We start from the raw sequence: 19300 nt of genomic DNA, 5'->3' as shown, positions 1-19300 counted from the left end.
GCCGCCCCGGGCCAGGGTCGACACCAGGGCCGCGCCCGACCGCCCGACCGCCCGCGTCGCGTCCGTCCACCGAAACCGGAGGTCAGCCCGTGCCGGCATCGAAGCACTCCAAGGTCCACCTGGTCGGCGGCGGCATCGCCTCGCTCGCCGCGGCCGCCTTCCTCGTCCGGGACGCGGGCGTCCCCGGCGAGAACGTGCGCATCCTGGAACAGCGGCCGGCCGCGGACGGCGCCCGCGCCCCGACGCGCGAGGGCGGACACGTCACCCGCTACGACCCGATGTTCGAGGACGAGCACTGCGTCTGCCTGTGGAACCTCCTGGAGACGATCCCGACCCCGGACGACCCGGCGGTCTCCGTACGGCAGGAGATCCGCGCCTTCAACGCCGAACGCCCCACGCACGCCAGGGCCCGGCTCGTCAACGGCGACCGCACGATCGCCGACGCCTCGGAACTCGGCCTGGACGCCCGCGACCGCGTCGACCTGACCCGGCTGCTCGCCCTGCCCGAGCGGCTGATCGGGACCCGGCGCGTCGACGACTTCTTCCGGCCGCACTTCTTCACCACCCACTTCTGGTGCATGTGGAGCACGACCTTCGCCTTCCAGGCCTGGCACTCGGCCGTCGAACTCAAGCGGCACCTCCTCGCCTTCGTCCAGGACTTCGACCGCCTCCACACCCTGTCCGGGGTCCGGCGCACCAGGTACGACCCGTACGACTCCGTCGTCCGCCCGATCCGGGAGTGGCTCACCGCCCGGGGAGTGCGCACCGACTTCGGGGTCACCGTCGCCGACGCCGACTTCTCCGGCCCCGCCGCCCGCCGCCTCTCCCGGCTGCACCTCCGTCGGGACGGCGCCGAGGCCGGGACGATCGAACTGGGCGAGGACGACTACGCCTTCCTGACCCTCGGCTCGGCGAGTGCCGACACCGCCTACGGCGACAGCACCACCGTCCCCGAACTGGTCCGCGGCAGACGGGACGGCTCCTGGCGCCTGTGGGAGTCGATCGCCAGGAACGCCCCCGACTTCGGGCGCCCCACCGCCTTCTGCGGGAACATCGAGGAGACCAGACGGGAGTCCTTCACGCTCACCACCACCGGCAGCCTCCTCCTGGACCGCATCCAGAAGTACACCGGCAACGTCCCCGGCGAGGGCGCCCTGATGACCTGGAAGGACTCCCGCTGGCTCCTCTCGGTCGCGGTGCCGCCCCAGCCCCACTTCCGCGACCAGGAGGAGGACACGTACACCCTGTGGGGGTACGCGCTGTCCGGCGGCGTCCCCGGCGACCACGTGCCGAAGACGATGGACGCCTGCACCGGCGCCGAGGTCCTCGACGAACTCCTCGGCCACCTCGGCTTCGACGACATCGCCGACGAGGTCCGGGAGACCACCCGGGTCACCACCGTCCAGATGCCCTACGCCGGCGCCCCGTTCCAGCGCCGCGCCGCCTCCGACCGCCCCCTCGTCGTCCCGGACGGCGCCGTGAACTTCGCCTTCCTCGGCCGGTTCGTCGAGATCCCCGAGGGCGCCGTCTCCACCGTCGAGTACGCGGTCCGCTCCGCCATGATCGCCGTCCACCACCACTTCGGCGTCGACCGGGGGATCCCGCCGATGTACCACGGCCTCTCCGACCCGGAGGTCGCCCGGTCCGCGCTGAGAACCGCCCTGGCCTGACGTGCCCGGCCCGACACGGAAGAGGGACGCATGAACGCGGACCCCGGACGGTCCCCCCGCCCCACCACCCCGGACCAGTGGGACGAGGCGGTCCTGGACGCCATCTTCACCCAGTCGGACGTCGGCCTCCACGTCCTCGACACCGAGCTGCGCGTCGTCCGCGTCAACCCGGTCGCCGTCGGCGTCCGCGGCATCCCGTCCGAGCGGATCGTCGGCCTGCCCGCCACGGAGGCGTACGCACCCCTCGGGGTGGACGTCGACGAGGAGATGCTGCGTGAGGTCCTCGCCACCGGCCGGCCGAGGCTCGACCACCTCGTCCGGGGACGCCCGTTCACCGATCCGCGCAGCGAGTACGTCTTCTCCGTCGCGGCCCACCGCCTCCTCGACGCCGCCGGACGGGTCCTGGGCGTGGTCCTCACCACCACGGACGTCACCGAACGCGAACGGGCGCAGGCCCGCCTCCGGCTGCTGCACGACGCCCACGAGCGGATCGGCTCCAGCCTGGACGTGGAGCGCACGGCCCGGGAACTGGTCGACGTCACGGTGCCCGGGTTCGCCGACACGGTGGTGGTCGCCCTCACCGACGCCGTACTGCGGGGCAGGGAACCCGGCCTCCGGTCCCACGACCCGGCGCCCCTGCTGCGCTGCACCGCGACCGGCGGGACGGAGAGCGGTCCCCGGATCCCGACGGCCGGCGCCCTCCTGCTCCCCGGGATCTTCGGGGAGGTGCTGCCCACGGAACCCCGGCTGCTCTCCCCGGAGAAGGACGGGGCCGGGGGGACGCGGCTCGTGGCCCCGCTGCTCGTCCGGGGGCAGGTCTTCGGGGCCGTCGTCTTCCAGCGCGCGGAAGGTGCCGAACCGTACGACGAGGACGACCTCGAACTGGCCGACGGCATCGCCGCCCGCACGGCGACCTGCCTGGAGAACGCCCTGCGGTTCACCCGCGAGCACATCGTCATGACGGCGCTCCAGAGCTGGCCGCTGCGCCAGGAGGAGGCCACCCAGAGGGCCGTCGACATCGCCCGGCGCAACCAGCCCGACGGCAGCGGCGTCGGCTCCTGGTACGACGTCGTCCCCCTGTCGGGGGCCCGGGTGGCGCTCGTCGTCGGCCAGGTCGACCGCGCCGGACTCAGCGCCGTCGCCACCATGAGCCGGCTGCGGACCGCCGTCTACAGCCTGACCACCCTCGACCTCGAACCGCACGAACTGCTCGCCCGCCTCCACGCCACGACCCTCCGGCTCGCCGGGGAGCAGGAGACCGGACCCGGGGGAGACGGCGCGACGGCGAGCTGCACGGTCGCCGTCCACGACCCGGTCGGGGGACGGCTCGACGTCGCGCGCGCCGGCACCTCGCTGTTCGCCGTCGTCCGCCCCGACGGGTCGGTCGACACCCGGCCGGTCGACGACGGCCCGCTGCTCGGCGGGGAGGGGCCGCCCTTCGCCTGCGCCTCCCTCGTCCTCCCCGAGGGCAGCACCCTCTGCATGGCGCCGGGCGAGGGCGGCCCGCGCACGGAGGACCTGGTGAACGCCCTCGCGCACCCGGGGCGCTCCCCGGAGGCGATGGCGGACGACGTCGCCCGGCTCCTCGCCCCCGACCGCGTCCTGCTCGTCGCCCGCACCCGGCACCTGTCGTCGCACGAACTGGCCGAGTGGACCGTCCCCTTCGACTTCTCCGCCGTCGGCATCGCGCGCGGGCACGTCGAGGAACAGCTCCGGAAGTGGAACCACCCCGTCGACCCGTTCACGGCGACCCTCGTCGTCAGCGAACTCGTCACCAACGCCATCCGCTACGGCGCCGCCCCGATCGTCCTCCGCCTCATCACCGACTCCGCCACCCTGATCTGCGAGATCAGCGACGCCGGCCAGGCCGCGCCCCACCTGCGCCACGCCAAGGCCGTCGACGAGGGCGGCCGCGGGCTGCTCATCTGCGCCACCCTCGCGGAGAACTGGGGCGTCCGCTACACGCCCGAGGGCAAGACGATCTGGGCCGAGGTCGAGGCGGAGGAGGAGACGGCGGACGACTGAGCGGACGGACCGCCCGCCGCGGTCCGGGCGTGGAGTCGCGCCCGGCGGGCAGACGGGTCCGGGACACCGTCCGCGAACCGAGGAGGCGGCCGTGGAGATCTCAGGAGTCGTCAGCGCCCTGGTCGTCGGGGTGGTCGTCGGGGCCCTCGGACGGCTCGTCGTCCCGGGGCGTCAGCGCTTCGGCCCGCTGTGGACCGTCGTCGTCGGCATCGCGGCGGCGCTCGTCGGGACCGCGCTCGCGCGGGTGACGGGGCTCGCCGACACCTCCGGCCCGGACTGGACCGAGTGGCTGGCGCAGGTCCTGCTCGCCGCCCTCGGCGTCGCCGCGCTGACCCGGGTGAAGGGCCTCGACTGAATCCGCCCCGCCAAGTCCGGTCCCCTTCGCCCCGTTTGGGGCGGGAACACCCGGCAACGCGGACCAGGAGCAGCGGCGACGGGCCGCGTCGCCGCGCTCCGCCCCACCGGGAGGAGAAGCAATGAGCACCTACGTCTACGGCATCGCCCCGGCCGACCGGAAGCTCCCCGACGGCATCGAGGGCATCGGCGACCCCCCGCGCCCCGTGCGCGCCGTGCGCGGCGGCGGCCTGGTGGCCCTGTGCAGCGACGCGACGACCGGGAAGCGGGCGGAGCGCCGCGACCTCCTCGCCCACCAGCACGTCGTGATCGAGGCCGGCCGGGAGGGCCCGGTCCTGCCCCTGCGGTTCGGCAGGATCTCCCCCGACGACGCGACGGTCGCCGCGATCCTGGAGGAGCACCACGACGTCTACGCGGAACGCCTGAGGGCGCTCGACGGCAAGGACGAGTTCAACCTCAAGGTGCACCACGACGAGGAGGCGGTGCTCCACGCGGTGCTCGCCGACGACCCCGACCTGATGGCCCGGCACGCCGCCGGCCGCACGCCGGGCGACGGCGCCCACGAGGAGGGGCGCACCCCCGAGGAGCTGCTCGCGCGGGCCGTCGCCGACCGCGAGAGGACCGACGCCGACCTGGTCGAGCGGACCCTCGCCCCCTACGCGGCGGCGACGGTGCGCCGCCCGGAGGGCGCCGGGAGCCTCGCCGACCTGTCGTTCCTCGTGGAGCGCGAGCGGCGGGACGAGTTCCTGGAGGCCGTACGCGCCCTCCACCAGGAGCACGAGCACCTGCGGGAGCAGGTGATGGGGCCACTGCCCCCGTACAGCTTCGTCGAGGAGGCCTGAATCCCGTGGGACCGCTCACCGGAGACGAACCGCTGCTGTACGTGTACGCCGTCGTCCGCTCCGCCGACGTGGACGGGCCGCCCGCCGACCCCCCGCCCGACGTGACCCTGGGCGGGGGGCTCACCACCGTCGAGCACCGGGGCCTCACCGCCCTCGTGGAACCGGTTCCGGCGGCCGACTTCGGCGAGGCGCCCCTGCGCGAACGGCTGGAGGACCCGGACTGGCTCGCGAGGATGGCCAGGGCCCACCACGGCGTGCTGGCCGCGGCGGGCCGCCGGACCACCGCCGTCCCCCTGAGGCTCGGGACCGTCCGCCGCGGCGAACCGGGCGTGCGCCGCCTCCTCGAAGAGGGAGAGGAAGGCCTCTCGGAAGCCCTCGGCCGACGGCCGGGCCGTACGACCGGCGAACTCCGTGGAAAAGGGTTTGTTCCCGCCCGGCCCGGCTACACGAAGAACATGAGCGCATCGGAGAAGAACGACGAGAAACCGGCGGCGTCCGGAAAGACGGAAAAGGGCTCCGAAGGGGCCGGAGGAGCGGTGGCGGGAACGCTGACCGCGCTTCCCGCGCCCCTCGCCGAGAAGACCCTCGCGGCCGTCCACGCCGTCCGGGGCACCGGCGGCCTCGTGTGGAACGCCGTACGCACCCGCAAGGCGCTCACCGGCGGCACCGCCGCCTTCGGCGCGGCCGCGCTCACCGGTGCGTACGCCCTGGGACGCCGGACCGGGACGCGCTCGCGCGGCCCGCTCACCCGGCTCACCGGCGGCCGCATCTGACACGCGCCGAGGGGCGGCTCCGGAGCCCCGGGGCCGTCCCTCCCCGTGGAGCGCCGCCCTTCCCCGAAGGCGCTCCCCACAATCTTTGACTGTTTGTCCAGTGCCCCGGATCCGTTTTCCGGCCGCCGTGAGGAAAGACCCGGATTCCCGCCCATGGGGGCGGGGATTTCCGGCGGTCGGGAAAACGGGCGCAGGGGTGCGTGAGAATTCGGAGGTCGACGAAAATGGTTCCTCTTCTGCTGGTTCTGCTGCTCGCGCTGATCCTCTTCGGCGCCGGTTTCGCGGTGAAGGCCCTCTGGTGGGTGGCCGTGATCGTGCTCGTCCTCTGGCTGCTCGGCTTCGTGGCCCGGCCGAAGGGCGGCACGGGCCGCTGGTACCGCTGGTAACCGGCACCTCGCCGACGACACCGATCGCGCCCGCCACCGACACCGGTGGCGGGCGCGGCCGTGCGTCCGGCCCGGAAAACCCCGGAACCCCCGGAAAACGCCGGAGAACCCTGGGAACCGGGAAACGGCCCTGGTCCGAGACGCCCCGGGAAACGGCGGAACCCGGCACGCCCCACGGAGGGGTGTGCCGGGTTCCCGTCGTTCCCGTCGTACGGAATCAGGCCATCAGCACCGAGTCGTCCTCGGGGCGCGCACCGGGCAGGCGGTGGCGGGCGGCGACCAGCGCCGTGTCCACGTCGCGCGTTCCGGTGGAGACGCACAGTGTGTACGCGATGTCGTCCATGCGCTGCCGCACCTCGGGGCTTCCGTCCTCCGCGTGCAGCACCCTCAGCGTCTCGTACTGCTCGATCAGGTTGCTCAACACCGCGGGATGGGCCATCAACACAGTGGGTCTCCCCTCGCCGTCAGGGCGCCGACCGCCCGGTTCGATGCGCCGCATACCCCGGCCTCCCCGTTGTATGCGGCCGGGCCGGCCGGGCACCCTGGCGAGGAGACGACACCCCCGGGACCGGCCGGCCCCGCCGCACCGGCGCGTTCCGGCCGCCCGATCCTCCGTCGCCCTCCTCGTGACGATCACAGGAGAGTAGGGTCGTCGTTTATTGTCGTATGACAACGATCAGGTCGGAGTCGCACCGGGGCAGCGGTGGTCCGGCCCACGGTCGTGGCCGTGCTCAGGACCGCTGTGGTGCCTGGCGAGCGAACGAGGATGAGGCATGTCTGAGAAGACGATCGAGGGCTCCTCGGCCGCACGGCGGCCGGGGCCGGCCGCCGTGGGAGAGGCGGAGCTGCGCCAGCTCCTGGCCGGCCTCACCGCCGTGCGCGACGGGGACTTCGGCACCCGGCTGCCCGACGAGGCGGGCGGGCTCATGGGCGAGATCTCCAGCGTCTTCAACGGCATGGTCGACCAGCTTTCCCTCTTCACCTCCGAGGTGACGCGCGTCGCCCGCGAGGTCGGCACCGAGGGCACCCTCGGCGGCCAGGCCGAGGTCCCCGGCGTCTCCGGCACCTGGGCCGACCTCACCGACTCCGTCAACGCGATGGCCGGCAACCTCACCACCCAGGTCCGTGACATCGCTCACGTCGCCACCGCCGTCGCCAAGGGAGACCTCTCCCAGAAGATCGACGTCGACGCCCGCGGCGAGATCCTGGAGCTCAAGAACACCATCAACACGATGGTCGACCAGCTGTCCTCCTTCGCCGACGAGGTCACCCGCATGGCCCGTGACGTCGGCACCGAGGGCATCCTCGGCGGCCAGGCGGACGTCAAGGGCGTCTCCGGCACCTGGCGGGACCTCACCGACTCCGTCAACTCGATGGCCGGCAACCTCACCGCCCAGGTGCGCTCCATCGCCCACGTCGCCACCGCCGTGGCCAGGGGAGACCTCTCCAAGAAGGTCGACGTGGACGCCCGCGGCGAGATCCGGGAGCTGAAGAACACCATCAACACGATGGTCGACCAGCTCTCGGCCTTCGCCGACGAGGTGACGCGCGTCGCCCGCGAGGTCGGCACCGAGGGCAACCTCGGCGGCCAGGCCACCGTCCGGGGCGCCTCCGGCACCTGGAAGGACCTCACCGACAACGTCAACGTGATGGCGTCCAACCTCACCGGCCAGGTCCGCTCCATCGCCCAGGTCGCCACCGCCGTCGCCCGGGGCGACCTGTCCCGCCGGATCACCGTGGAGGCCAAGGGCGAGGTCGCCGCGCTCGCCGACACCATCAACACGATGGTCGACACCCTGTCGGCGTTCGCCGACGAGGTGACGCGCGTCGCCCGCGAGGTCGGCACCGAGGGCCGCCTCGGCGGCCAGGCCCGGGTGCCGAACGTGGCCGGCACCTGGAAGGACCTCACCGACAACGTCAACTCGATGGCGAACAACCTCACCGGCCAGGTCCGCAACATCGCCCAGGTCACCACCGCCGTCGCCAACGGCGACCTCTCCAAGAAGATCGACGTCGACGCCCAGGGCGAGATCCTGGAGCTGAAGACCACCATCAACACGATGGTCGACCAGCTGTCCTCCTTCGCCGCCGAGGTGACGCGCGTCGCCCGCGAGGTCGGCAGCGAGGGCCGCCTCGGCGGCCAGGCCGAGGTCGAGGGCGTCTCCGGCACCTGGAAGCGCCTGACCGAGAACGTCAACGAGCTGGCCGGGAACCTCACCCGTCAGGTCCGCGCCATCGCCGAGGTCGCGAGCGCGGTCGCCGAGGGCGACCTGACCCGCTCCATCACCGTCGACGCCTCCGGCGAGGTGGCCGAGCTCAAGGACAACATCAACGCGATGGTCGGCTCGCTGCGCGAGACCACCCGCGCCAACCAGGAGCAGGACTGGCTCAAGTCCAGCCTCGCCCGCATCTCCGAGCTGATGCAGGGCCACCGCGACCTCGCCGTCGTCGCCGAACTCGTCATGGACGAGCTGACCCCGCTGGTGTCCGCCCAGTACGGCGCGTTCTACCTCGCCGAGGACGGCACGGAGGGCGTCGAGCTCAAGCTCGTCGGCTCCTACGGGCGCCCCGCCGACAGCCGCGACCGCTTCCGGCTCGGCGAGTCCCTCGTCGGACAGGCCGCCCGCAGCCGCCGCACCATCGCCGCCGAGAACGTGCCCGGCGACTACGTCTACATCTCCTCCGGCCTCGGCCAGGCCTCGGGGGGCAGCCTGATCGTCCTCCCGATCGTCGTCGAGGACCAGGTCCTGGGCGTCATCGAACTGGTCTCCTTCACCCCCTTCACCTCCGTGCACCGGGACTTCCTGGAGCAGCTCATGGAGACGGTGGGCGTCAACCTCAGCACGATCGTCGCCAACGTGCGCACCGACGAGCTCCTGGGGGAGTCCCAGCGCCTCGCCGACGAACTGCGGGCCCGCTCCGAGGAGCTCCAGGTCCAGCAGGAGGAGCTCCAGCGCTCCAACGCCGAACTGGAGGAGAAGGCGGCCCTGCTCGTCTCGCAGAACCGCGACATCGAGGCCAAGAACCTCCAGATCGAACAGGCCCGGCAGGAGCTGGAGGACCGCGCCCAGCAGCTCTCCCTCGCCTCCAAGTACAAGTCCGAGTTCCTGGCCAACATGAGCCACGAGCTGCGCACCCCGCTCAACAGCCTGCTCATCCTGGCCCAGCTCCTCGCCCAGAACCCGACCCGCAACCTCACGGCCAAGCAGGTCGAGTACGCCGGCATCATCCACTCCGCCGGATCCGACCTGCTCCAGCTGATCAACGACATCCTCGACCTGTCCAAGGTCGAGGCCGGGAAGATGGACCTCAACCCGGAACGGGTGGCGCTGCGCCGCCTCCTCGACTACGTCGAGGCCACGTTCCGGCCGCTCACCACGCAGAAGAGCCTCACCTTCACCGTCTCCACCGCCGCCGGCGTCCCCGTGGACCTCGTCACCGACGACTCCCGGCTGCGGCAGGTGCTGCGCAACCTGCTCTCCAACGCCGTCAAGTTCACCGAGCGCGGCAGCGTCGAGCTCCGCATCGAGCCCGCCTCGGACGACGAACTGCCCGCCACGGTCCACCGCGGCGGCCCCGTCGTCGCCTTCCGGGTCAAGGACACCGGCATCGGCATCGCCGCCCAGCACCTGGACGCCATCTTCGGCGCCTTCCAGCAGGCGGACGGCACCACCAACCGCAAGTACGGCGGCACCGGCCTCGGCCTGTCCATCAGCCGGGAGATCGCCTATCTGCTCGGCGGCGCCCTCACGGTCGCCAGCGAGCCCGGCGAGGGCAGCACCTTCACCCTCTACCTGCCCGTCGCCCGGGCCGACTTCAAGGAGCAGTCCGTCCACGCCCCGGCCCTCCGGACCGAAGCGGACGAGGAGGTCGCGGAGCTCTCCGCCGCCGCCGACCCCGCCGCGCGCCCCGCCCTGCCCGCCGCCCCGCCGGCCCGGCAGACCCGGCGCCTCCTCGTCATCGAGGAGCGCCCGCGCGGGCTGCTCTCGCTCGTCGCCGAGAACGCCGTCGTGGAGCTGGCCGCCGGCCGGGACCGCGCGGACCGGGAGGACATCGAGCTGATCACGGCCGTCGGCCCGCAGGAGGCCGCGACCGCCCTCGCCACCCAGCCGTTCCACTGCGTCGTCCTCGAGGTCGACATGGCCCACGGCGAGGCCCTGCACTTCCTCGACGCCATGGACGGCGACGAGGCGCTGCGCACCGTCCCCGTCCTCGCCCACAACAACCGCAGGCTCACCCCCGAGCACGAGCGGGCCCTCCAGACCCGGGCCCGCCGCCGCCCGCTGGAACTGCTCTCCAGCCTCGACGAACTGCGCGAGCGGATCGCCCTGCACCTGTCGGCGGACCAGCCGGGCGACGTCGTGCCCCTGGTGCGCGGCGAGCACCGGCCCCCGGCGCCGCAGGCCATCGACACCGCCCTGCACGGCCGCACGGTCCTCGTGGTCGACGACGACGCCCGCAACCTGTACGCCCTGAGCGGCATCCTGGAGCTGCACGGCATCAAGGTCCTGCACGCCGAGAACGGCCGCAAGGGGATCGAGGCGCTCGCCGCGCACCCCGACATCGACCTGGTCCTGATGGACGTCATGATGCCGGAGATGGACGGCTACACCGCCACCGCGAAGATCCGGCAGATGCCCGCCCACGCCGGACTGCCCGTCATCGCGGTCACCGCCAAGGCCATGCCCGGGGACCGCGAGAAGAGCCTCGCCTCGGGCGCCAGCGACTACGTCACCAAGCCGGTCGACGCCGACGACCTCATCGCCTGCATCCGCCGGTGGCTGCACGACGGATAGGCCGCGACCCCTCCCCGTGCCACCACCCCTTCCTTCCCGTCCCGTCCGCCCCGCGGCCCAGGCCGCCGTCCCCGAGGAGTCCGCGTCATGAGTGCTCCCCACCGCCACGGCGGAGACCCCGCCGTCGGTCCCCGAGGGGACGGCGCTCCGACACCGGCCGGACCGGTCCTCCCTCCCGACCGGGAGGAGCCGTCGCCGGACGACCACTCCGCCGTCGGCCGGCTGGCCGCCACGGTGGAGCGGCTGCGCGAGGAGGTGCGCGCCGCGCACGCCGCGGCCGAGGGGCGGGCCCTGGTCGAGCTCGCCAAGGGCGTCATCGTCGAGCGGCTCGGCTGCGGCCCGGCGCAGGCCGCGAAGCAGCTCGCCGAACTGGCCGGCCAGGCCGGGCTCTCCCAGCTGGAGCTGGCCGCGGACATCATCAACCAGGCCGCCCACGACCGGGTCGCCGAGGTCGCCGGCGACTTCGTCAGGACCGTACGGCAGCCGGACGGACCCGGAACGGACCCCGGGGCCGACGGGACGGGCACGGACGTCCGCGGAACCGGTGAAGCAGGCGCCGACGGGACCGGTGGAACGAGGGCCGGCGGGTCGGTCGCCGTGCGCCTGCGCACGGCCGAGAGCGCCGCGCTCAACGCCGGGGACAGCCAGGCCGTCGCCGAGTCCCTCCTCGAACACGCCCTCGCGCCCCTGGGCGCCAGCGCCGTCGCCATCTGGACCACCGGCCCCGACGCCTCCCTGACCCTCTGCGGCCACGCGGGCTTCGGCGCCGACGAGCCCGCCCGCTGGCGCTACGTGCCGCCCGGCGTGGCCACCGTGGCCCGGGAGGCCCTCACCACCCGCCGGACCGTCCGCTTCCCCTCGCTCGGAACCGCCGGCCTCCCCTCGATCGGCCACACCCGCCACCCCGACGGCGGCCGGGTCGCGGTGCCCGCCGGGACCGGCGGCCGGATCCACGGGGTCCTGGAGATCTGCTGGCCCCGGCCCCTCGAACCCCAGCCGCAGGCCGTGGAGCGCCAGATCGAGGCCCTGGCCGAGCTGTGCGCCCACACCCTGGAGACCCTTCCCGTCCAACCGGTGCGGTCCCGGGCCCTCTCGTCCGCGGCCGCCGGGGCGGCGGAGCTGGTGGAGCTGGCCGACGGCCTCTACGACCCCGCCCTGGTCCTGACCCCGCACCTGGACGGCGAGGGGCGCCTGCGGGACTTCCGCATCCGCCACGCCAACGAGCACTTCCAGGACCCGGCGGGCCGCTCGCGCGGCGCCGTCGACGGGGCCCTGCTCCTGGAGGCGTACCCCAGCACGGCCGGCGAGAACGAGCTCTTCGAGCGGATCGAGCGCGTCTACGCCACCGGGGAGCCCTTCCGCGCCCGGCGGACCCGCCTCACCGCCCTCGTGGACCAGGTGCCGCTCGCGTCCGCCGCCGACCTCAGCATCAGCCGGCACGGCGACAGCGTGCTCCTCATCTGGCGCATCGAGGACGAGACCGCCCGGCTCGCCAGTCTGCTCCAGCACGCCCAGCGCCTCGGCCGCATCGGCGGCTTCGAGGAGGACGTCCTGACCGGGGAGATCACCTGGAACGGGCAGCTCTTCGACCTCTTCGGGCGGGACCTCACCGAGGGCCCGGTCTCCCTGCGCGACCTCACCGCCCACGCCCACCCCGACGACGAGGACGCCATCGGCCGCTTCCTCCAGGCCGTGCTGCACCAGCGGCGGGCGAGCTCGGCCGCCTTCCGCATGCTGCGCCGGGACGGGGTGACCCGCCACATCCGGGTGATCGCCGAGCCCTCCCTCGGCGCCGACGAGCGGCTCCTCGCCGTGCGGGGCGCCTACCAGGACATCTCCGCGCAGCACTGGACGGAGGTCGCCCTGGCGGCCACCCGCGACCAACTCGCCGTCACCGAGCAGGAGTCGGCGGAACGCAACCGGCTGGCCCTCCAGCTCCAGCACGCCATCATGCCGCCGACCACGGCCCCGCTCGACGCCCCGGGCCTCGACGTCGCCGTGCGCTACCGGCCCGCCGAGACCGAGTCCCTGGTCGGCGGCGACTGGTACGACGCCGTCGTCCTGCCGTCCAAGAAGATCCTGCTGTGCGTCGGGGACATCGCGGGCCACGGCATAGAGGCCGCCACCGGCATGGTCGTCCTGCGCAACGCCCTGCGCGGCCTCGCCGTGACCGGCGCGGGCCCCGGACAGCTCCTGTCCTGGCTGAACAACGTGGCCCACCACCTGACCGCCCAGGTCACGGCCACCGCCGTCTGCGGCGTCTTCGACCCCTCGACCCGCACCCTGCGCTGGGCCAGGGCGGGACACCTCCCGCCCGTGCTCGTACGGGGCGACCGGGCCACCACGCTGCCGCTGCTCCAGGGGCTGCTGCTCGGGGCCCTCGCCGAGGCCGAGTACGAGGAGGCGGAGATCCAGCTGGAGCCCGAGGACACCGTACTGATGTACACCGACGGCCTCGTCGAGCGGCGGGACACCTCCGTGCACGACTCCCTCGACCAGCTGCTCGCCACGGCCCAGGCGCCGGCCGGCGGCCTCGAACGGCGCCTCGACCTGCTGCTCACGCACAGCAAGTCCGACACCGACGACGACACGTGCCTGATCGGAGTGCGGGTCACCTGACCCCGTGCCCGACCGACCAACACCTCATTTGTGGAAAGCAGGGAGCATGCCCGAGCGCGAAGTGAACCTGGACGTCGAAGTGGAGATCCGCGACGCCGACACGGCGGTCGTGTCCGTGGGAGGAGAGCTCGACATCGAGACGGCCACCATGCTCCACCACCACCTGGCCAACCAGTTCCTGCACGGTCGCCGCCACCTCGTCCTGGACCTCTCCGCCCTGGACTTCATGGACTCGTCCGGTCTGAACGTCCTGATCAGGGCGGGGCGGGACGCGCGGGAGTCCGGGGGCGACCTCCACCTCGCCGCGCCGACCCCGGCCGTGCGGCGCATCCTGGAGATCACGGGCCTGACGATGACGACGCCCCTGCACGCCGACGTGGCGGACGCGCTCGTCGCGGCCGGGCACGAGGGCTAGAGGGCCGCGCCGCGGGCGGGGACGAGAAGGAGAAGCCGGAACACGTGGACGAGATCACCGGTGTCGAGCAGGCCCTGCGCCGGGCCGCTCCGCACCTGCTGGTGGGCGTCGTGGCGGACGCCCTGCGCAAGCAGTGCGGAGCGCTGCGGGTGGAGCTCCGCCTCGCCGACTACGCGCTGCGCTCGCTCCAGCTCGTCGAACGCGTGCCGCAGACGACCCCGCCGGTCCTCATCCACGACAGCCCGCAGGGGCGCGCCTTCGGCGCCCAGGAGCCGTACGTCACCCGTGACGCCGACGCCGTCTCCGTCCACCTGCCGGTCACCGTCCGGGGGGACCGGATGGGGGTCCTCACCGCCGCCCTGCCGCCGGGCAGCGACCTCGTGCCCCTGCTGCCCGAGCTGCGGCACGTCTGCGAGGCGCTCGGCCACGAGATCCTGGTGGCCGAGCGCGACACGGACCTGTACGACCTCGCGCGGCGGGCCACCCGGCTGACGCTGGCGGCCGAGATGCAGTGGCAGCTCCTGCCGGGCCGCTCCTGCGTCCGTCCCGAGTTCGCCCTCGGCGCGCACCTGGAGCCCGCCTACGCGATCTTCGGGGACAACTACGACTGGTCGGCCTCGGCCGACCACCTGACCCTGACGGTCACCAACGGCATGGGGGAGGGCATCGAGGCCGCCCTCCTGACGAACCTCGCCCTCAACGCCCTCCGCAACGCCCGCCGCGCCGGCCTCGACCTCGTCGACCAGGCGGCCCTGGCGGACCAGGCCGTGTACGCGCAGTACCGCGGCGAGGCCTTCGTCTCGGTGCTCCTGCTCCGCTTCGACCTCGCCACGGGGGAGGTGGAGGCCGTGGACGCCGGATCGCCGCGCCTGTGGCGGCTGCGGGACCGCTCCGTCGAGCCCGTCTCCTTCGAGGCCCAGCTGCCCCTGGGCATGTTCGAGGACACCGTCTACGAGACGCAGCGCCTCGCGGTCCGCCCGGGGGACCGGCTGCTCTTCGGCAGCGACGGGGTGTACGACGCGGCCTCCCCCGACGGGGAGAGCTACGGAGACCGGGCGCTGGCCCGCGCGCTCACCGCCACGAAGCTGCTGCCGCCCTCGCAGGTCCCGGGCGCGGTCCTGCGCGAGCTCGCCGCGTACCACGGCGACGCCCCGCTGGAGGACGACGCGCTCGTCGTCTGCCTCGACTGGTACGGACGCCGGGACGGGCACGACCCCGGCTTCCCGGAAGCCTCCGACGCCTGACCCGCCCCCGGGGTTCACCGGCACACCCGGTGTCAACAGTTGCCGTGCGGCAACTGTATCCTTGGGGCAACACCTGGCTCGTGTCCGGGGTGGACGCGTCATGGGCGGGCAGAGGGTGACAAGTGGGACAGGGGCTACGTGACCGGGCGGCGCGCGCGGCGCACGGGGGTCAGGCGGACCGGACGTCCTTGAGCGGCGCGCCCCGGCGCACCGGGGGCGCCGACGGTCTCTCCTTGTCCAGTGCGTCCTGGAAGCCCGTCAGACCGCGCAGCAGCGCCTTCCGGCTCGTCGGGGACATCTCGGAGATGACGGCCAGCAGGGCCTCCTCCCGCTGGACCCGCAGATCGCGCAGGTACGCCTTGCCGCGGACGGTCAGGTGCAGTTCGAGCTGCCGGCGGCTGACGGGACTGGGCAGCCGCTGCACGAACCCCAGCGCCTCCAGGCGGTCGCACATGCGGCTCACCGAGGGCGGCGCGGAACCGAGCAGTTCCCCCAGGGACCGGAGGTTGATGCCCTCCTCGCGGTCGAGGCTGTAGAGCACGCGGAGCTGGGAGGCCGACACCGGCGTCGACGACACCATGTCCCGGCCGCGCTCCCACAGCACCTCCAGAAGCTCGATGAGCTCCCGGGCTGCCTGTGCCGTCTCCTGCGGCTCCCGCGGGGACGGGGCGGGGTTCGTGTCCATGGCTACCGACACTCCTCAGGCGTCCGGGGCGGAAGGCGTCGGCCTCGCGACGCTCCGGTCATCTCCACATCTCTCCAGAAGGCGGTACGGGTCCGGTGGATCGACACGTGACAGTGGAACGCGCTCTGCGCGGGGCGCCGCCACACCGCCTCCTGGACTCCCTCCGCGTCGATCTGGCACGGCGGTTCGCCGTGCTCTCCGCCGATCTCCTGCTCCTCGACTACGGGCTCACGTCGCTGCGCCCCGTCGAGCCCGTGCAGGCTCCGGCCGGGATGCGGCACGTGACCGTGGGGTCGGGGCCCGCAGGTCGCGCACTTTCCACACAGCAACCATATCTTTTCGGTGGTGACGGGCCCACGGCGACCGCGTACCTTCCCGTGACGGTCCGCGGCGAGCGGTGCGGCGTCCTCGTGGTCGTCCTCCCCTCGGACCTGGCCACTCCCGGGGCGACCGAGGAGCTGGCCGACGTCGCCGAGACGCTGGGACACGCCCTGCGCGTCGCCGACCGCCACACCGACCTGTACCGCCGGACGCGCCGGGCGAGCGCCCTCAGCGTCCCGGCGGAGATGCAGTGGGGCCTGCTCCCCGGGCGGGCGTGCACGGACGCCGAGTTCGACCTGCACGCCTACTGGGAGCCCTCCTACACCTCGGGCGGACACGTCCTGGACTGGAACGTCACCGAGGAGGAGCTCACCCTGGTCGTCGCCAACGGCACCGGGCCCGACACCCCGTCCGCCCTGGTCGGCAGCCTCGCCCTGAACGCCATCCGCAACGCCCGGCGCGCCGGGCTCGACCTGGTCGGCCAGGCCAGCCTCACCGACCAGGCCCTCTACGGGCAGCACCGGGGCGAGCGGTCCCTCTCCGCCCTCCTGCTGAGCTTCGCCCGCGCCACCGGCGAGGTGCAGGTCGTCGACGCGGGCTCGCCCACGGTCTGGCGGGCCCGCGGCGAGGCGACCGAGCGGATCGACCTGGAGCGCCAGCTGCCCCTCGGCATGTTCGAGGACACCGTCTACGCCGCCCAGCGCCTCCGCGTCCTCCCCGGCGACCGGCTCGTCTTCGTCGCCTGCGACCGGGGCGAGCCCCCGCCCGGCGGCGACCCGGCCCTCGACCGCCCGGTGCGCCGCGCGATCGAGCGGACCCGGGACACCGCCTGCCCGGACGCCCCCCGGGCCGTCGTCCGGACGCTGCGCGAGGAAGCCCCCGGCGGACTGCCGGACGACGTTCTCGTACTCTGTCTGGACTGGCACGGCCGCCGCCCCGCCGGGCGGCACGCGGTCGCCGACGGGGACCGCGAAGCCCTTCCCGGGCCTTCCGCCGTATGAGTACGGTCGTGTCCGCGTTCTCGGATGCGGACGGTGTGGAAATCGCAAAGGAGGGAAGGTGCGCAGGATGAGGTACGGAGCACGGCACCGAGCCGTGTGAGGGGAGGCAGGCCGATGACGGACGCGATCGCCGCGGAGCGCGCGACACAGGGGCCCTTGCTGTACGCGAGTGTCGACTACGACGGTACGGACGCCGACGACGGCATGGTCGCGTCCGCCCGCGACTTCACCGCCGACTTCCTCACCGCCTCCCCGGCATCGGGGCACCCGCGGGTCCCGCGCGAGCGCGTCGACCTCGCGCGCCTGGTGGTCAGCGAGCTGGTGACCAACGCCGTGCGCCACGCGCCCGGCCCCTGCCGCCTGCTGCTCGAACTGTTCGAGGACGCTCTGGAGATCTCGGTGTTCGACCGCCTGGAGGCCTCTCCCGTCCCCCGGGGCCACGACCCCGGCCGCATCGGCCAGCACGGCGTCGAGATCGTCGTCGCCGTCTGCGAGAGCGTCAGCGTGGAGCCGCAGCCGTCCGGGAAGCGGGTCAGGGCGCGCCTCTCCCTCGTCTGACACCCGTCCGGCGGAAGCGATCACGCGCTCGGAGAGAAATTTTCGAGAAGGTGTGCATGCTCCGTGAGGGCCGGGGTATGCGGGCCGTCCGGGGGAAGACGGGTTGTCGACGAAAGAGGGGGTCATCGGAGTGCCGACCACAGTGCTGACCGAGACGAAGACCGGCGCCGAGCGGACCATGGGGGGCCTTCCTGTGCTCGAAGCCCCCGACAAGGTGGCGCCGAAGGACGCGCGTGAACTGTCGAAGCTGTTCTTCGACCGGATGGCCGTACTGGAGGAGGGAACCCCCGAGTACCAGTACGCCCGCAACACGCTGATCGAGATGAACATGTCGCTCGTGCGCTACGCCGCCGGCCGCTTCCGGGCCCGCGGCGACGACATGGAGGACATCGTCCAGGTCGGCACCATCGGACTGATCAAGGCGATCGACCGCTTCGACATCTCCCGCGAGGTCGAGTTCACCACCTTCGCCGTCCCGTGCATCGTCGGCGAGATCAAGCGGTTCTTCCGCGACACCTCCTGGGCCGTGCACGTCCCCCGCCGCCTCCAGGAGGCCCGGGTGGAACTGGCCAAGGCGACGGAGGAGCTCAGCTCCCGCCTCGGGCGCTCGCCGAGCGTGGCGGAGCTCTCGGCCCTGATGAACCTCTCCGAGGACGAGGTGATCGAGGCGCGGATCGCCTCCAACGGCTACAACTCCACCTCGCTCGACGCCGCGGTCGGCGGCGAGGGGGAGGAGAGCGGCGCCATGCTCTCCGACCTCATAGGAGAAGAGGACCCGGCGCTCGAACTCTTCGAGGACTTCCACGCCCTCGCCCCGCTCATCGTCGAGCTCGGCGAGCGCGACCGGTTGCTGCTGCACCTCCGGTTCGTCGAGGAGCTGACGCAGTCGGAGATCGGGAAGCGGCTCGGCATCTCCCAGATGCAGGTCTCCCGGCTCCTCTCCCGCAACCTCGCCCGCCTCCGCAAGGGCATGCTCGCCCCCATGGAGTGACGCCCCCCTCCCCGCTTCCCCCACGGGAACCGAACGGCCTCACCGCCCCCCCTTCCGGTGAGGCCGTTCCCCGTGTCACCGGCCCGGGACGGCCGACCCCTTGCCCGGGGGGTGAGGGGCCGGGCTACCTTGGGCCGATGCAGCCACAGCAGCCTCACCCCGCCCCCGCGCCGGCGGCCCCCGCGCAGTCCCGCAACCGCACCCGCACCGTGGCCCTCTCCCTCATGGCCGGGCTCGTGCTCGGCGTCGCGGGGACGGGCGTCGCCTGGACGCTGAGCGGGGACACCGCCTCCGCCGGAGGGGGCCCGGCCGGGGACGCGCAGGCCGCGTGCCGGGCGCTCGACGGATTCGACCCGGCGAAGTACACGGAGAAGGGCCCCGCCGGCGAGATCGCCCTCAACCGCTACGCGGCGGCCGACGCGCTCTCCGCGTCGGCGGCGGCGGGGGACGCGCGGTACGCACCGCTCGCGCAGGCCGTCCGCGGCTCCCGGCAACGGCACGCCGTGACCTTCGAGTTCAACGCGGAGGTCAAGAAGGAACTGGACCGGGCCCGCGCCTTCTGCGAGGACCTGTAGCCCGGCCGGGGAAGCACGGCATAGCGTGCCCGGGGCCGCCGCACC

General features: G+C 73.4%; 16 protein-coding genes. 14 read left to right on the top strand and 2 right to left on the bottom strand.

The window, feature by feature from the left end; genetic code table 11:
• The first annotated feature begins 89 nt into the window (after positions 1-89).
• From CP977_RS04210 to CP977_RS04185, 6 genes are all read left to right on the top strand, one after another.
• Positions 90-1670 (top strand): oleate hydratase, encoded by a 1581-nt coding sequence (locus tag CP977_RS04210; RefSeq protein WP_152369638.1) that lies wholly within the window; start codon positions 90-92, stop codon positions 1668-1670.
• Positions 1671-1700: 30 nt separating this feature from the next.
• Positions 1701-3695 carry a SpoIIE family protein phosphatase gene (locus CP977_RS04205; protein ID WP_152369637.1) on the top strand — a complete coding sequence of 665 codons (1995 nt, stop codon included), beginning with the start codon at positions 1701-1703 and terminating at the stop codon, positions 3693-3695.
• 91 nt (positions 3696-3786) lie between these two features.
• Positions 3787-4050, top strand: a complete 264-nt coding sequence (locus CP977_RS04200; RefSeq protein ID WP_062757629.1) for a GlsB/YeaQ/YmgE family stress response membrane protein — start codon at positions 3787-3789, stop codon at positions 4048-4050.
• A 121-nt stretch (positions 4051-4171) separates the two neighbouring features.
• Entirely contained in the window at positions 4172-4891 is a 720-nt protein-coding gene (locus CP977_RS04195; RefSeq protein WP_062757627.1) for a GvpL/GvpF family gas vesicle protein, read from the top strand.
• 5 nt (positions 4892-4896) lie between these two features.
• Positions 4897-5664, top strand: coding sequence for a GvpL/GvpF family gas vesicle protein (locus CP977_RS04190; RefSeq protein ID WP_152369636.1), 768 nt, complete (start codon positions 4897-4899; stop codon positions 5662-5664).
• Positions 5665-5888: 224 nt separating this feature from the next.
• Entirely contained in the window at positions 5889-6050 is a 162-nt protein-coding gene (locus CP977_RS04185) for a DUF5670 family protein (RefSeq protein WP_030213748.1), read from the top strand.
• 217 nt (positions 6051-6267) lie between these two features.
• Here the strand turns inward: CP977_RS04185 and CP977_RS04180 are convergent, their stop codons facing one another.
• Positions 6268-6495 carry a DUF5133 domain-containing protein gene (locus tag CP977_RS04180; protein WP_030213745.1) on the bottom strand — a complete coding sequence of 76 codons (228 nt, stop codon included), beginning with the start codon at positions 6493-6495 and terminating at the stop codon, positions 6268-6270.
• 328 nt (positions 6496-6823) lie between these two features.
• Between CP977_RS04180 and CP977_RS04175 the strand changes: the two genes are divergently transcribed.
• The 4 genes from CP977_RS04175 to CP977_RS04160 all read left to right on the top strand — a co-directional run bounded on the left by CP977_RS04175 (position 6824) and on the right by CP977_RS04160 (position 15124).
• On the top strand, positions 6824-10846 hold the full coding sequence (locus tag CP977_RS04175; RefSeq protein WP_062757625.1) for a HAMP domain-containing protein: 4023 nt from the start codon (positions 6824-6826) through the stop codon (positions 10844-10846).
• Positions 10847-10933: 87 nt separating this feature from the next.
• The gene (locus CP977_RS04170) at positions 10934-13465 is read left to right on the top strand and encodes a SpoIIE family protein phosphatase (RefSeq protein WP_062757622.1); all 2532 of its coding nucleotides are present in this window, start codon (positions 10934-10936) and stop codon (positions 13463-13465) included.
• A gap of 46 nt (positions 13466-13511) precedes the next feature.
• Entirely contained in the window at positions 13512-13880 is a 369-nt protein-coding gene (locus CP977_RS04165) for an STAS domain-containing protein (protein ID WP_062757620.1), read from the top strand.
• A 44-nt stretch (positions 13881-13924) separates the two neighbouring features.
• Positions 13925-15124 carry a PP2C family protein-serine/threonine phosphatase gene (locus CP977_RS04160; protein ID WP_062757618.1) on the top strand — a complete coding sequence of 400 codons (1200 nt, stop codon included), beginning with the start codon at positions 13925-13927 and terminating at the stop codon, positions 15122-15124.
• 169 nt (positions 15125-15293) lie between these two features.
• Here the strand turns inward: CP977_RS04160 and CP977_RS04155 are convergent, their stop codons facing one another.
• Entirely contained in the window at positions 15294-15809 is a 516-nt protein-coding gene (locus tag CP977_RS04155; protein ID WP_062757616.1) for a MarR family transcriptional regulator, read from the bottom strand.
• 107 nt (positions 15810-15916) lie between these two features.
• Here CP977_RS04155 and CP977_RS04150 point away from each other — a divergent pair, with 107 nt between their 5' ends.
• The 4 genes from CP977_RS04150 (at position 15917) to CP977_RS04130 (ending at position 19255) form a co-directional block, all read left to right on the top strand.
• Entirely contained in the window at positions 15917-17131 is a 1215-nt protein-coding gene (locus CP977_RS04150; RefSeq protein WP_229991543.1) for a PP2C family protein-serine/threonine phosphatase, read from the top strand.
• Between the two features lie 114 nt (positions 17132-17245).
• Positions 17246-17689 (top strand): ATP-binding protein, encoded by a 444-nt coding sequence (locus tag CP977_RS04145; protein WP_062757614.1) that lies wholly within the window; start codon positions 17246-17248, stop codon positions 17687-17689.
• 178 nt (positions 17690-17867) lie between these two features.
• Positions 17868-18680 (top strand): RNA polymerase sigma factor SigF, encoded by an 813-nt coding sequence (locus CP977_RS04140; RefSeq protein ID WP_062759198.1) that lies wholly within the window; start codon positions 17868-17870, stop codon positions 18678-18680.
• Between the two features lie 137 nt (positions 18681-18817).
• Positions 18818-19255, top strand: a complete 438-nt coding sequence (locus tag CP977_RS04130; protein WP_062757612.1) for a hypothetical protein — start codon at positions 18818-18820, stop codon at positions 19253-19255.
• Positions 19256-19300: the final 45 nt, after the last annotated feature.

The sequence above is a fragment of the Streptomyces cinereoruber genome (assembly GCF_009299385.1).
GTDB lineage: Bacteria > Actinomycetota > Actinomycetes > Streptomycetales > Streptomycetaceae > Streptomyces > Streptomyces bikiniensis.
The sequence above is the reverse complement of the archived record's forward strand: the minus strand, read 5'-3'. Positions and strand labels throughout refer to the sequence as shown.

Coding starts and splice junctions, on each gene's coding strand:
- CP977_RS04205 (WP_152369637.1), top strand. CDS start 1,701: ATGAACGCGGACCCCGGACGGTCCCCCCGCCCCACCACCCCGGACCAG.
- CP977_RS04195 (WP_062757627.1), top strand. CDS start 4,172: ATGAGCACCTACGTCTACGGCATCGCCCCGGCCGACCGGAAGCTCCCC.
- CP977_RS04185 (WP_030213748.1), top strand. CDS start 5,889: ATGGTTCCTCTTCTGCTGGTTCTGCTGCTCGCGCTGATCCTCTTCGGC.
- CP977_RS04175 (WP_062757625.1), top strand. CDS start 6,824: ATGTCTGAGAAGACGATCGAGGGCTCCTCGGCCGCACGGCGGCCGGGG.
- CP977_RS04170 (WP_062757622.1), top strand. CDS start 10,934: ATGAGTGCTCCCCACCGCCACGGCGGAGACCCCGCCGTCGGTCCCCGA.
- CP977_RS04165 (WP_062757620.1), top strand. CDS start 13,512: ATGCCCGAGCGCGAAGTGAACCTGGACGTCGAAGTGGAGATCCGCGAC.
- CP977_RS04155 (WP_062757616.1), bottom strand. CDS start 15,809: ATGGACACGAACCCCGCCCCGTCCCCGCGGGAGCCGCAGGAGACGGCA.
- CP977_RS04145 (WP_062757614.1), top strand. CDS start 17,246: ATGACGGACGCGATCGCCGCGGAGCGCGCGACACAGGGGCCCTTGCTG.
- CP977_RS04140 (WP_062759198.1), top strand. CDS start 17,868: ATGGGGGGCCTTCCTGTGCTCGAAGCCCCCGACAAGGTGGCGCCGAAG.
- CP977_RS04130 (WP_062757612.1), top strand. CDS start 18,818: ATGCAGCCACAGCAGCCTCACCCCGCCCCCGCGCCGGCGGCCCCCGCG.